Consider the following 12,684-nt stretch of genomic DNA (forward strand, 5'->3'; position numbering starts at 1 on the left):
GGGTTCAACTGCCGGCTTCCTGGCGCCGGTCGCCCGAAGCCGGTCGCCCGAAGCCGGTCGCCCGCCGCCGGTCGCCCAAAGCCGGTTCCACGGCCTTGCGCGGTTACTGGACGGGGCGGTTCAACGGATGCGCGATGCCTCCGTCGCCATAGCTTGTGATGACTTCGGCAATGACCACCTGATAACCGCGTAGCCACTTGTTCTGCTGCCGTTTGGCCTTGAGGTGGTCCTTGTGGTCGATCAGCTGCTGAAGGGCTTCGCGGTTACTCCAGTAATACACGTTGGATACCAGGCCCGTCGCCGGATTTTCCCAGGCTTCCTCGCCCAGATAGCCGGGAATGGACCGCGCGATGGCCGCGATGGCGTTGTCCATTTCGTGGAAGGCGCTGTCGTACTCCCCGGGCATGAATGTGAAGGTTGCGGTGTACATAAAGGAAAAAGGCAGGGGAAAAAACCAAGCAGAAGCCAAGCGGAAATCAAGCGCAAAGCCGCGCAGACACAGACAAGAAAAAACGAGACTATGACGCACATCTGGCACAATGAAAACGTCCAGTCCGATTGATTTTTTTCAAGCCAGTTAAGCCGCTCATGCCTACGTCCCCGGCCAAGCCCCCAGCCGACACCAGCCGCCGCATCTATGAACGCATCAGGGCGCAGATCCTTGATGGCACCTTGCGCGCGGGCATGCCCTTGCCTTCGACGCGGGCGATGGCGCTGGACCTGGCGGTGTCCCGCACCACGATCACGACGGTCTACGAACAGCTGGCCGCCGAAGGCTACGTTGAGACCAGCCTGGGCCGCCGCGCGCGCGTGGCGGCCGGCGCCGCCCACGCCGATGTGAATCCACGGCCGGCCATGGCAGCGCCGGATGCGGTGCTGCGCTTGTCGGCGTACGGCAAGAAAGTGCGCGGCTTTCTCGACAAAGATGGGCCGCAGGTTTTTGGCGCCGATCCGCGCGTTATTGACTTTCTATATGGCGCCTTGGCCTTTGACGACTTCCCGGTGCTGGCGTGGCGCAAAGCCTATAACCGAGCCTTGGTACAACGCCAGCCTAGTCTTTATTACCAGGCTCCCCAGGGTGAACTTGCGCTGCGTGTGGCGCTGCAAGGCTATTTGCGCCGGGCACGGGGGCTGGCCTGTCACGCCGACCAGATCCTTATCGTGCATGGCTCGCAACAGGCAATCGATCTATGCGCGCGCGTACTGGTGGACGCTGACGATACGGTGCTGGTCGAAGACCCTTGCTACGTGATGGCCCGCCGCCTGTTCGAGGCCGTGGGGGCGGATGTGCGCGAAGTGCCTGTGGACGAACAAGGGCTGCTGTCCGAGGCCCTGCCCGAAGAACGCACGCGCCTGGTCTACGTGACGCCGTCGCACCAGTTTCCCTTGGGCGGCGTGATGCCCATCGCCCGCCGCAGGGCGCTGCTGGCGTGGGCGGCCAGGCAGCGGGCATGGATCGTCGAAGACGACTACGACGGTGAATTCCGCTATGGAATGCGTCCCGTCGATACGCTGCAATCCATCGACGATTCAGGCGCCGTCATCTATGTCGGCACGTTTTCCAAAGCCCTGTCCCCGCAGATGCGAATGGGCTATCTGGTGCTGCCACCCAGCCTGGTCAGCGTGTTTCGAGAGGCCAAGCGGCTGATGGACCGGCACGCACCCCGGCTGGAACAGGCGGCGCTGGCTTCGTTAATTGAAGACGGGTCGTATGAACGCCACGTGCGACGTTGCCGGCGGCAAAACGAAGCGCGCCGCGTCGCCCTGCTGCGCGCCCTGGAACGCCACCTGCCCGACGCCGTCCAGGTGGCGGGTTCGGCCTCCGGCTTGCACGTGGTGGTGTGGGTGCCCGGGGTGGCAGAGGCTGACGAGCCTGAGCTGGTCAGCCTGGCCCGGCAGCACGGCGTGGGCGTTCGACCCATCTCACCCCTGTATTTCAAGGGCGAGGCGCACCGCTCGCATTGCTGCGCCGGCCTTGTTCTGGGCTACGCCAGTCTGGCGCCCGCGGCCATTGACGAGGGCGTGCTGCGGCTGGCTCGCGCCATCCAGACATTACGCGCCGGCAGCACCGCTGCCGGCCTCAGCATCGACTCCTCGGAAACGCGCCGTGCCTAAATTGAACCTTCCGCCTGTCGATGCCGACGTTGACAAGGGCACCGGCGATTCCGATCGCCGGCTGCGGTATTTTCTGACGATTGCCGCGTGCGGGTCCATGTCCCGCGCCGCCGACGAACTGGGCATTTCGCAACCCAGTCTTAGCCGGCAGATATCCGCCTTGGAAGCCTATTTGGGCCGCCCGGTTTTTGATCGCAACGGGCGGGGCATGGTGCTTAGCGACGTTGGGCGCACGTTGCACCGCGCGGTGGCACCCGCGTTTCAATTGATCGATGACACCGTTGCCAAGACGCGGGATTCCAGTTCGGCCGGGTCTTCGTCGCTGCGCATCGCGGCGGTGCACACGCTGACTTATTACTTCCTGGGCGATCTGGTGTCGGCGGTGGCTCACGAAGGGGGGGATGCCAATCTGCACTTGATGGCGCGCAGTTCGCCGGAAGTGGTCGACCTGGTGGCCTCGGGCAAGGCGGAATTGGGTTTCGTGTACGACTCGGCCGTCGCCAGCCCCGGCCTGGTGTCCGTCCCACTGTTTGAAGACCAGATGTGCCTGATCGCCCGGATCGACGATGACGCCTACGACGAGACGACCGACATCTGGTCGCGGCCGTTGCGGCTGGTGGCCTTTCCCGAGCACTACGCACTGCGAAAAATGCTGCACCATTCGCGGCTGAACTATGTGGTGTCGGCCGAGACCGACACGGTGGATTCTGCGCTGGAACTCGTGTCGGCGGGCATCGGCAACTGCCTGTTGCCGACCCGCATGCCCGACCGCCTGTTGCAGGACCACCGGCTGAAGAAAATTACCATCACCGGGGGACGGCTGGCGCGTAAGGTAGTGGCGATCCACCGCGACGGCTACGCACTGTTTCCGCTGGCGGCGCTGACGTTGCAGATCGCGCAGCGTCTTTGCAAGCGTATGACCGAATAACTGAATAGCTGATATAGCCTCAGACGCATCGACGTCGCTTTGCGCACTTCTCATACTCGGCCCACCGACTCCGTGTCGACTTCACAAAGGGTAAGAGATGAGCGACGAGCTCCGCAGCAAAGCGTATTTCGACGAGCGCGCCACGCAAGAGATGGCGCAACACCTCAAAGGCCAGGATCGGTCCTTGAATGAAACCCTGGCCTACGCCTGTCGCATCCTGGCGATGACGGGGCAAGAAGCGGGCTTGGCGGGGCAGATCAGCGCGCGATCGGACACGCCAAATGCCTATTGGACACTACGCTTCGGCCTGGGCTTTGACGAAGCCACGCCTGACGACTTTATCGAGGTCGACCAGGACCTGAATACGATTTCCGGCACCGGCATGGCCAACCCGGCCACCCGTTTTCACCTGTGGGTGTACCGCAATCGGCCCGACGTCCAATCGATCATCCACACGCATTCGCCTTGGGCGACCACGCTGGCCACCGCGCGCCAGCCTTTGGTGGTGGCGCAGATGGACATGGCGCCTCTGTTCGACGATTGCGCCTTTCTTGGCGAATGGCCGGGCGTGCCGATCGCAGACGAAGAGGGCGTGATCATTTCGGCGGCATTGGGCCAAAAGAAGTCTATTTTGTTGGCCCATCACGGCTATCTGACCGCCGGCGTTTCGGTCGAGGAAGCCACCTATCTGTCCGTTTACCTGGAACGCGCCGCGCGCTTGCAGGTGCGCGCCCAGGCGTTCGGCCCATTGACGCCGGTGGACGCGAGGCTGGCGAAGGAAGCGCACGACTACCTGCTCAAGCGCTCCATTGTCCAAGCCACTTTCAATTACTGGTCCCGTCAGACGGACCGGCTTGCCGGCCCGAAATAAGCCGCGCCTACCTCCGCAAGGAACACCAAATGAACGACAAGAACACCCAATCCAATCAGGGTGGCAAGGGGAAGTCGCGCCAGCACGTTACGGCGGGCATTGCCAGCTTCATGGGCACCACGATCGAGTGGTATGACTACTTTTTGTACGGCACCGCCGCGGCGCTGATTTTCAACAAGATTTTCTTTCCCGCTTTCGATCCCATCACCGGGACGCTGGCCGCCTTCGCCACTTATTCGGTGGGCTTTTTTGCCCGGCCACTGGGCGGCGTCATCTTCGGGCATTTCGGCGACCGGGTCGGTCGCAAGTCCATGCTGTTGATTACGCTGTTTTTGATGGGCATACCGACCATCCTCATCGGGCTGATCCCGTCTTACGACAGCATCGGCTATTGGGCGGCCGTGTTGCTGGTCTGCATGCGATTTTTGCAGGGCATTGCCGTGGGCGGCGAATGGGGTGGGGCCGTGTTGATGGCCGTGGAACATGCGCCCGAAGGCAAGAAAGGGTTCTTTGGCAGCTTGCCGCAAGTGGGTGTGGCGCCGGGACTGATCCTGTCGTCGCTGGCGATGGCGGCGGTAGCGCAGCTGCCCGAAGAAGACATGTTGTCCTGGGGATGGCGCGTGCCCTTCGTGGCCAGCGTCGTGCTGTTGTTGGTCGGCTGGTTCATCCGGGTCAAGGTGGTGGAATCGCCCGACTTTCAGAACATGGAAAACAAGGGAGAAAAAGTCGATGTGCCCGCCAAGGTCGTGCTGAAGAAGTATCCCCGTGAAGTGTTGGCCGTTATCGGCGGGCGCCTGGCCGAAGTGACCTGGTTCTATACGGTGGTGACCTTTGCCTTGGCGTATGCGACGGGAAGCCTGGGCGTGCCCCGTGCCGTGATGCTGGACGCGACCATCTGGGGCGCGGCAGCGGCGCTGTTCACCATGCCGTTGTTCGGCATTCTTGGCGACCGCGTCGGCTATCGCTCGGTGTTCATCCTGGGGTCACTGGCCATCATCTTCTATGCGCCCACCTTTTTCACGCTGCTGCAGACCGGCCAGCCTAGCAGCATCAATTGGGCGATGATCATTGCGGTGGGCTTGATCTATGGTTGCTTGTATGGGCCGCAGGGCAGCTTGTTTTCATCGCAGTTCCCGCCGGAAGTGCGCTACAGCGGAATATCGCTTGCCGTGCAGGTGTCGGGCGCCATCGGCGGCGGCCTGGCGCCGTTGATCGCTACGTCGCTGCTGGCTTACGCCGACGGCAATCCCAAGTACATCGTCTGGTACCTGAGCATTCTTGGCGTTATCGCAGCGGGCAGCGCGCTGTTCATGCACGGACCCGAACGGTTCAACGCCCGTCAACCCATCACGACGCGCTAAGCCATGGACAAGAACATCGACTATTACTTCTGGATCAACTCCGACTGGGCCTATCTAGGCGCGCAGCGGCTGGACGCGCTGGCCGCGCGGCATGGCGTCGGCATCAACTATCGGCTTGTCGATCTGCCAGACGTCTATCGACGTACCGGCGGCGTGCTACTCGGCCAGCGGTCGCCCGAGCGGCAGGCCTATCGCATTGCCGAACTGAAGCGCTGGTGCCGGCTGTTGGAGACGCCGGTCAACCCGCAGCCGGCGTTCATGTGTCCCAACGGGGACCTGGCGTCGCGACTGGTGATCGCGGCCCTGGAAGTGCCCCAGCCCATCACACCGCTGTACACGCGGATACTGCAAGCCGAGTGGTGTGACGACGAGGACATTTCCGACCCCACGGTGTTGCGCCGCATTCTGGCCGAGCAGGGATACGCGGCGCAGGCGATCTTTGACCGGGCGGCGCAGCCGGACATCGAAGCCCGTTATAGAAAGAACACCGACGACGCGGTCGCGGCGGGCGTGTTCGGGTCGCCCAGTTATGTCTATGACGGTGAGGTCTTCTGGGGGCAGGATCGCCTGGATATGCTGGACCGCGCGATCACGCTTGAACGCGCAGGCTGACCCCGACACCGGGGCGGTCGCCTGGCAGGCCGCCGGCGGCCGCCCGCGGCCCCGGCGTGTTGCTGGCGAAGGATCAAGCCAGCGCTTGTCTCAGATCGTCCAGCAGATCGTCGATGTCTTCCAGGCCAACCGACAGCCGCACCAGCCCAGGGCTCACGCCCGGGCTCAGGCGCAGATTCGGATTGATCTTCTTGCGCGCGTCGACCATGCCCGCCGTGTGATAGATCAGCGAATCCGTGTCACCCAGGCTGATGCCGCGCGCAATGATGTTGAGCTTGTCAATCATCGGCGCCACGCCGTCAAAGCCGGCTTTCAGTTCGAACGACACCATGCCGCTGCCGGCCGACATCTGCCGGCGGGCGATATCGCGGTCGGCAAAGTCGGGCAGGAAGGGGTGGATAACGCGGGCCACGGCCGGGTGCGCGGACAGCATCTGGGCCACCGCCAAGGCGTTTTTGCTATGGCGCTCCATGCGGATATCCAGCGTCTTCAGCCCGCGCAGCACCAGAAAGCAGGACATCGGTGACGGCGTGGCGCCGGTCAGGTACTTGGCCCCGGCCGCGCGTATGGCCTCAATGGTGTCGCGACGTCCGATCGCCACCCCGCCCAGAATATCGCCATGCCCGTTGAGGTACTTGGTCAAGGAATGGATAACCAGGTCGGCCCCGTGTTCGATGGGGCGTTGAAGCGCGGGCGATGCAAACGTTGAATCCACGATCACCATGGCGCCAACGCGCTTTGCCGCCTGAGCAATACGCTGGATGTCCAGCACTTCGCAAGACGGATTGATGGGCGTCTCGAAATAGACCAGCTTGGTGGCCGGCGTGATCGCTGCCTGGGTGCCGGCCGCTGTGCTCAGATCGGCGCGCACCACTTTTACGCCGAACTTGGGCAGCCCCTCATCCATCAAGGCGCCGGCGGTGTTGTAGATGGTGTGGTGCACGACGATTTCATCACCGGCCGCAAGCAAGGTCAGCAACGTGGAGGCAATGGCACCCATGCCCGAGGCCGTCACAATGGCGGCTTCGGCGCCCTCCAGCGCCGCCAGCCGATCTTCCAGCAGCTTTTGCGTGGGATTTTGTTGGCGACCGTATACGCAGCGGTCGCTGTCGCCCGAGAACACCGCCTGAAATTGCTCGGTGGATTCAAATGCGTAGGTCGATGTCAGGAAGATGGGGGGCGACACGGCGCCTTCAAAGGCCACAGGGTCGTAGCCGTGGTGGATCGCCTTGGTGGCAAAGCCCGGCGGGCGAGTGTCTTTGGCGTGGTCTTTCATCATTGCGTCCTGGGAGATGTCCTGTCGGTTCGGTGGTTTGGTTCGATTCGATTGGATTCGGGAGCCGCCAGGCCTACCGGATCGGCCAGCCATACATGATGCCGCCCTTGCTGTAGAGCGCGTTCATGCCACGCTCCAGTTTCAGGGCGCTTGTCATTCCCAGCGTACGCTCGTAGATCTCGCCGTAGTTGCCGACCCGTTTGACGATGTTGTAGGCCCATTTGTCCTCCAGTCCCAGGTTCTTGCCCATGCCGGGAACGACGCCAAGGATTCGCTGCACGTTGGGGTTTGCGCTTTTCAGCATGTCGTCCACATTGGCCTGCGTGATGCCGTATTCCTCTGCTTCCAGCAAGGCGTTCAACGTCCAGCGCACCGTGTTGAACCACTGCTCGTCGCCTTGGCGCACCATCGGCCCAAGCGGTTCCTTGGACAGCGATTCCGGAAAGATGATGTACTCGGCATCGCTGCCCAAGTTGCGGCGCGTGGCGGCAAGCATGGATTTGTCGGCAGTGATCGCATCGCATCGGCCTGCCGAGAAGGCACGCAGGATCTCATCGAACTTGTCCAGCACCACCGGTTTGAAGGTAATGGCATTGCCTCGGAACCAATCGGCCAGGTTCAGCTCGGTTGTCGTGCCGGGCAGAACGCAGATCGTCGCGCCATCCAGCGCTTTCGCGCTCTTGATGCCGATCGCGGTCTTGGCCATCAGCCCCTGGCTGTCGTAGTAATTGACCCCGGCGCCAATTAGCCCCAACGACGTGTCTCGCGTCATGGTCTGCGTCGTGTTGCGGGTCAGCACATCAACCTCGCCCGACTGCAACGCGGTAAAGCGGGCTTGTGTGGTCAACGGAACGATCTTGGATTTTCCTGGGTCGGCAAACATTGCCGCTGCAATCGCGCGGCAGGTGTCCACATCGATGCCTTGCCACACGCCGCGGCTGTCGGTGTAGGCGAAGCCGGGCAGATCCGTCGTGACGCCACATTGGACAAAGCCGCGCTTCTTGATGTTCTCGAACGTGGCGCCGGCATGGGCGGCTTGCGTGCACAGCGCGGCAAGGCTCAAGGCGCTAAGGATCGGCAGGATTCTCAAGGCAGGGCTCCCGGAGGGGGTGGGCGAGACGTCTGATCGGCGCTCCGCAGGACGCTTGTAATGTGTCGTTTATGACTCAAAGTGTCCATGCGGGTATACGCTAGCGGTTCCTCCGCTGCCGAATCCGGGGCTATTCCCGGGCGCGGGAACAGCCGCTTTGCTCCTATGAAAAGCGATAGCGGCCGCGCGTCCCGGTAATTGTCGGGCGCATTCTGGTACGGAAGAATTCGCGCAAACTGGCCCAGTTCAAACGCCTACGCGTCAGGCGTTGACGTCCACTACGACGCGCCCCTGCACCTTGCCTGCCATCAGGTCGTGCGCGGTGGCGACGGCTTCGCGCAGGGGGATGTCGCGGCTGATGCGGTCGATGATGTCGGCGGGCAAGTCCGTGGCAAGCCGGCTCCATGCCTGGATGCGTTCGGCGCGCGGGCGCGTCACGCTATTGACCCCTAACAGGCTGACGCCGCGAAGAATGAACGGTGCGACCGACGCCGGAAAGTCCAGGCCTTGCGCCATGCCGCAGGCAGCCACGGCGCCGTCTGCCTTTACGCTGGCGCACAAGTTGGCCAGTGTGTGGCTGCCGACGGAATCGACCCCGGCGGCCCAACGCTCTTTTTGCAGCGGCTTGCCGGGCGCGGAAAGGGTCGACCGGTCGATGATGTCCGCCGCGCCCAAAGCGGTCAGGTAATCGCGTTCATTGGGTCGGCCGGTAGCGGCCACGACGCGGTATCCCAGCTTGTGCAAGATGGCAATGGCGTAGCCGCCGACACCGCCATTGGCGCCGGTCACGAGGATGTCGCCGGCGTCCGGCCGGATGCCGGCCTTTTCCAGCGCGATGACGCACAGCATCGCCGTATAACCGGCGGTGCCGATGGCCATTGCCTGCCGGCTCGATATGCTGTCGGGCGCGGGTATCAGCCACTGCGCATCCACCCGCGCGAACTGGGCCAGGCCGCCCCAGTGCTGCTCTCCCACGCCCCAACCATTCAGGATGACGCGTTGTCCGGGTTTGAAATCCGCGTGGTCGCTGTGTTCAACCACCCCGGCCAAGTCGATGCCCGGCACCATCGGGAAGCTGCGTACGATCGGGCCCTGTCCCGTGATGGCCAGCGCGTCCTTGTAGTTCAAGGTGCTGTAGTCCACTTTGACCAGCACGTCCGCCTGCGGCAGGCGGCTTTGTTCCATCTGTTGAATCGACGTGCGGTAGCCGCTGTCGTCTTTCTCGATCAAGATGCCATTAAACATGGAAGCTCCGTAAGAGGGGCCGGGCCGGTCGGCCGGCGTAAGCGGGATCAGCCTGGCAGACCCGCAAGAAAACCATCAAGAAAGATGTCCATGGGCGCGGCGCTGCGCATCATCTTGGCGCGCAGAACCGCGCCTTCCCAGCCAATCCAGAAGAACCGGGCAAGCGACTCGCAATCCGCTTGCGCGCCGAGGGCGCCTTGCTCTTGGGCGGCTATCAGGCAGGCCGCCACGCGCGCTTCCCACTCCTGAAGAATCCCGTTCATGGCCTGGCGGTACGGCTCCGGCAGCGCGCCCACTTCCTGGCCGAAGTTTCCAATCAGGCAGCCGCGAGCGTAGCCATGCCGCGCCATCCCTTGCTTGGCGTCGTCAACGAAATTGCGCAGGCGTTGCAAGGGCGGGGTGGATTCGTCAAGCAGCCAGCGGTCAAGCTTCCTGCCGAAGTAGTCGTCGTAAGCCTGCATCACTTGAAGGCCGAAGTCTTCCTTGTTCTTGAAGTAGTGATAGAAGGAGCCTTTCGGGACGGTGGCGCGCTTGAGGATGGCGTCCAGTCCCGTGGAGGTGAATCCCCGTTCGGTCAACAACTGCATGCCGACCCGGATCAGCAGGTCGCGGGTTTCGACCAGCGCCAAGGACGCCTGGGCACGCGTTCTGCGGCCGGTTCGTGCAGGGGGTGTCGTGTTCATTGGCGCAGTATAGACCGATCGTTTCTTATTTCAAGTGCGCCGTTTGCCGCGCAATGACTCCTTGCTTGGGTCCTGAAAATTCGCATAAAACCCCGTTTTATCAGGGAATTTAGGGATTTTTTCGTTATCGATACCACGGTCTGTGGCGGCCTTTGGACCAAATATTTTCGGCGCCCCGGTAGTTTCCCTAATGACACAAAGTGTACATGCGCCGATACTTTCCCCACGGTCGGTGCGTTGACGCCAAGGCCAACAAAAGGGGAAGTTCATGAAATTTGGATTGTCACGACTGTTGGCGGCGAGCTTTTGTGTGGTGGCGATGGGCTCCAGTTCCCATGTGTTGGCCGACGCGTATCCCGGCAAGCCCATTCGCCTGCTTGTCGGTTTTCCGCCCGGCGGGCCGACGGACATCATCGCGCGGTTGATCGGCAAGGGCCTGTCGGAACAACTGGGCCAGCCAGTCGTGGTCGAGAATCGCGGCGGGGCCGGTGGGGTGATCGCTGCACGGGCAGTGGCCGCGGCCGCGCCTGATGGCTACACCTTGCTGGTCAGCGTGGAATCGTCGCAGACGCGTGGGGTAGCGTTGAACAAGACGTTGCCGTACGACGCCGCCAAGGACTTCACTTACATCGGAAAAATAGCCAAACAGCGCAACCTGGTCGTCATCGATCCCAAGCTGCCGATACCCGATGTCAAGGGCTTGATCGCCTACGCCAGGAAACACCCCGGCGAGCTGAATTACAGCGGAACCTACGGCGCAACGTCGCACATTGGCGGCGCCTTGTTCGATATGGACAACGGCGTAAAGATGACCTTCGTGAGCTATCCCGGGGGCGCGCAGCCAATCACTGACCTGATTGCGGGCGTCGTGCAGGTGGGTTTCTTCACCGAAGCCACGATTGCCGCGCACGTGAAGTCGGGAAGGCTGAAGGCGTTGGCCATCGCGGCGCCCGAGCGGTCGCCGGATTTCCCGGACGTGCCCACGTTGGCCGAGGCGGGCGCCCGCCCCATGGAACTGTCGCCCTGGTTCGGCCTGACCGGCCCGGCCGGCATGGACGCGGGCGTGGTTCAGCGCTTGAGCCAGGCCGTGTCGACGCTGGTGCGCAGCCCGACCTTTCAGGCGCAACTGGCAACGATCGGCGCGGTGCCGATCCCGGGCTCAACACCGCAGGCATTCCAGAAAGACGTGAACCAGGAAATCGCGTACTGGAAGACCTTCGTGGTCGACGCCAACATTCCCGTCAACTGAGCACCCTGAACGAGCACGATGATGACTGCCTCTTCCTCGACCGGCGCCAGTCTGGCCGGAAAATTAGGGTTCTTTGCCCCATTGGACGCATTGCTCAATGACGCCGAACAACGTGCCATTCAACAAGCCCGGGCCTTTTGCCACCAGCACGTAGCCGCAGCCGCCCATGCCGCGTTTACATTGGGCGAGCCGTATCCGATCACGATCCTGCATGACTGGGCCGCGCAACGCTTTCTGGCCTTGCAGGCGCCCGAATCGGCGGGGGGGCTCGGCGCGTCGTTTCTGTGCAAGGTCCGCTTGGCCCAAGAGGTCGCGCGACACAGCTTTGCCACGGCCTTTTCGCTGAACAACCTTCAGGGCTCCGTCACGCGGGTCGCGCGCGGGGGCAGCGCCAGGCAACAGCAGGCTTACCTTGCCGGGCTGGCAAGCGGGCAGTTGCTGGGCGCGCCGGCCTTGTCCGAACCCCAGGCGGGCAGCGATCTTTCCGCCTTGTCGATGCGCGCCGAGCGCTCTGGCCAGCGTTGGCTGCTGTCGGGCACCAAGCGTTGGGTGACCAATGGGCAGATCGTGAACCTGCCGCTGGTGATGGCCAAAGCAGTGCCGCCTGGGCAGGACGAGGGGCCGATCGCAAGCTTCCTCGTGGACCTTGGCGCGCCCGCGCCGACGTGGTCGCGCCGGGAAATCAGCACGGTGGGCGGAGCGTCGTTTCGGCTTGCGGAGATCGAACTGCGGGAACACCCCGTGCCCGACTGGGCCATGCTGGGCGCGCCTGGCGATGCGTTCAAGGCGTCGATGGCCACGATCAACGCCGCGCGCGTTCATGTGGCGGCGATGTGCACCGCAACGCTGTACTCGGCGCTGGCCGAAACCGTTGCCTATTGCGCCGACCGAACCACCTTCGGCCAGCCGCTGATCGGCCACCAGGGCTTGCGCTGGGAATTGGCCGAGGTCGCCACGCGTCTGGAAGCGGCCAACGCGCTAATGGTGCAGGCGGCCCGCCATCTCAACGACGGCAACGACGCCGTGACGGTGGCGGCCCAGGCCAAGAAGTTTGCCGTGGATACCGCCATCTGGGGAGTGGACCAGTGCCTGCGCTGCGTGGGCGCGATCGGCACCACGCCCGCGTTGCGCTTGTCGATGCATCAGGCGGAACTGCGCTTTGCCGCCTACACGGACGGCACCGGCCAGCTGTTGCTGGACCGGGTCGGAAAGAACCTGGCCAAAGATTATTGCGTGACGACGGAAGGGGAATAG

Annotated in this window: 12 protein-coding genes; 7 read left to right on the forward strand and 5 right to left on the reverse strand. The window is 63.1% G+C overall.

The window, feature by feature from the left end:
- Positions 1-103: 103 nt before the first annotated feature.
- Positions 104-430: an antibiotic biosynthesis monooxygenase family protein gene (locus V6F88_RS00630; RefSeq protein WP_332607444.1), complete on the reverse strand. Its 327-nt coding sequence runs from the start codon at positions 428-430 to the stop codon at positions 104-106.
- A 158-nt stretch (positions 431-588) separates the two neighbouring features.
- On the opposite strand from V6F88_RS00630, the gene pdxR reads away from it, so the two are divergent.
- The 5 genes from pdxR (at position 589) to V6F88_RS00655 (ending at position 5,887) form a co-directional block, all read left to right on the forward strand.
- On the forward strand, positions 589-2,115 hold the full coding sequence (pdxR, locus tag V6F88_RS00635) for a MocR-like pyridoxine biosynthesis transcription factor PdxR (protein WP_332607446.1): 1,527 nt from the start codon (positions 589-591) through the stop codon (positions 2,113-2,115).
- Entirely contained in the window at positions 2,108-3,043 is a 936-nt protein-coding gene (locus V6F88_RS00640; RefSeq protein WP_219992182.1) for a LysR family transcriptional regulator, read from the forward strand. Before pdxR ends, V6F88_RS00640 begins: the two co-directional genes overlap by 8 nt.
- A 97-nt stretch (positions 3,044-3,140) precedes the next feature.
- Entirely contained in the window at positions 3,141-3,914 is a 774-nt protein-coding gene (locus tag V6F88_RS00645) for an aldolase (RefSeq protein WP_046804558.1), read from the forward strand.
- A 29-nt stretch (positions 3,915-3,943) separates the two neighbouring features.
- Entirely contained in the window at positions 3,944-5,275 is a 1,332-nt protein-coding gene (locus V6F88_RS00650) for an MFS transporter (RefSeq protein ID WP_332607450.1), read from the forward strand.
- Between the two features lie 3 nt (positions 5,276-5,278).
- Positions 5,279-5,887, forward strand: a complete 609-nt coding sequence (locus V6F88_RS00655) for a 2-hydroxychromene-2-carboxylate isomerase (RefSeq protein ID WP_046804560.1) — start codon at positions 5,279-5,281, stop codon at positions 5,885-5,887.
- 73 nt (positions 5,888-5,960) lie between these two features.
- On the opposite strand, the gene V6F88_RS00660 is transcribed toward V6F88_RS00655, so the two are convergent.
- The 4 genes from V6F88_RS00660 to acuR form a co-directional block, all read right to left on the reverse strand.
- Complete coding sequence (locus tag V6F88_RS00660; protein WP_332607451.1) at positions 5,961-7,163, reverse strand: trans-sulfuration enzyme family protein; 1,203 nt, start codon at positions 7,161-7,163, stop codon at positions 5,961-5,963.
- A gap of 73 nt (positions 7,164-7,236) precedes the next feature.
- On the reverse strand, positions 7,237-8,244 hold the full coding sequence (locus tag V6F88_RS00665) for an amino acid ABC transporter substrate-binding protein (RefSeq protein WP_370512741.1): 1,008 nt from the start codon (positions 8,242-8,244) through the stop codon (positions 7,237-7,239).
- Between the two features lie 270 nt (positions 8,245-8,514).
- Positions 8,515-9,498, reverse strand: a complete 984-nt coding sequence (gene acuI / locus V6F88_RS00670; protein ID WP_332607452.1) for an acrylyl-CoA reductase (NADPH) — start codon at positions 9,496-9,498, stop codon at positions 8,515-8,517.
- 47 nt (positions 9,499-9,545) lie between these two features.
- Positions 9,546-10,181 (reverse strand): acrylate utilization transcriptional regulator AcuR, encoded by a 636-nt coding sequence (acuR, locus tag V6F88_RS00675; RefSeq protein ID WP_332607453.1) that lies wholly within the window; start codon positions 10,179-10,181, stop codon positions 9,546-9,548.
- Positions 10,182-10,449: 268 nt separating this feature from the next.
- Here acuR and V6F88_RS00680 point away from each other — a divergent pair, with 268 nt between their 5' ends.
- On the forward strand, positions 10,450-11,430 hold the full coding sequence (locus V6F88_RS00680; protein ID WP_219992186.1) for a Bug family tripartite tricarboxylate transporter substrate binding protein: 981 nt from the start codon (positions 10,450-10,452) through the stop codon (positions 11,428-11,430).
- Between the two features lie 21 nt (positions 11,431-11,451).
- Positions 11,452-12,684, forward strand: a complete 1,233-nt coding sequence (locus V6F88_RS00685) for an acyl-CoA dehydrogenase family protein (RefSeq protein ID WP_332607454.1) — start codon at positions 11,452-11,454, stop codon at positions 12,682-12,684.

The organism is Achromobacter sp. ESBL13 (assembly GCF_036668755.1).
Lineage (GTDB): Bacteria > Pseudomonadota > Gammaproteobacteria > Burkholderiales > Burkholderiaceae_B > Achromobacter.

Coding starts and splice junctions, on each gene's coding strand:
- V6F88_RS00630 (WP_332607444.1), bottom strand. CDS start 430: ATGTACACCGCAACCTTCACATTCATGCCCGGGGAGTACGACAGCGCC.
- pdxR (WP_332607446.1), top strand. CDS start 589: ATGCCTACGTCCCCGGCCAAGCCCCCAGCCGACACCAGCCGCCGCATC.
- V6F88_RS00645 (WP_046804558.1), top strand. CDS start 3,141: ATGAGCGACGAGCTCCGCAGCAAAGCGTATTTCGACGAGCGCGCCACG.
- V6F88_RS00650 (WP_332607450.1), top strand. CDS start 3,944: ATGAACGACAAGAACACCCAATCCAATCAGGGTGGCAAGGGGAAGTCG.
- V6F88_RS00655 (WP_046804560.1), top strand. CDS start 5,279: ATGGACAAGAACATCGACTATTACTTCTGGATCAACTCCGACTGGGCC.
- V6F88_RS00660 (WP_332607451.1), bottom strand. CDS start 7,163: ATGAAAGACCACGCCAAAGACACTCGCCCGCCGGGCTTTGCCACCAAG.
- acuI (WP_332607452.1), bottom strand. CDS start 9,498: ATGTTTAATGGCATCTTGATCGAGAAAGACGACAGCGGCTACCGCACG.
- acuR (WP_332607453.1), bottom strand. CDS start 10,181: ATGAACACGACACCCCCTGCACGAACCGGCCGCAGAACGCGTGCCCAG.
- V6F88_RS00680 (WP_219992186.1), top strand. CDS start 10,450: ATGAAATTTGGATTGTCACGACTGTTGGCGGCGAGCTTTTGTGTGGTG.
- V6F88_RS00685 (WP_332607454.1), top strand. CDS start 11,452: ATGACTGCCTCTTCCTCGACCGGCGCCAGTCTGGCCGGAAAATTAGGG.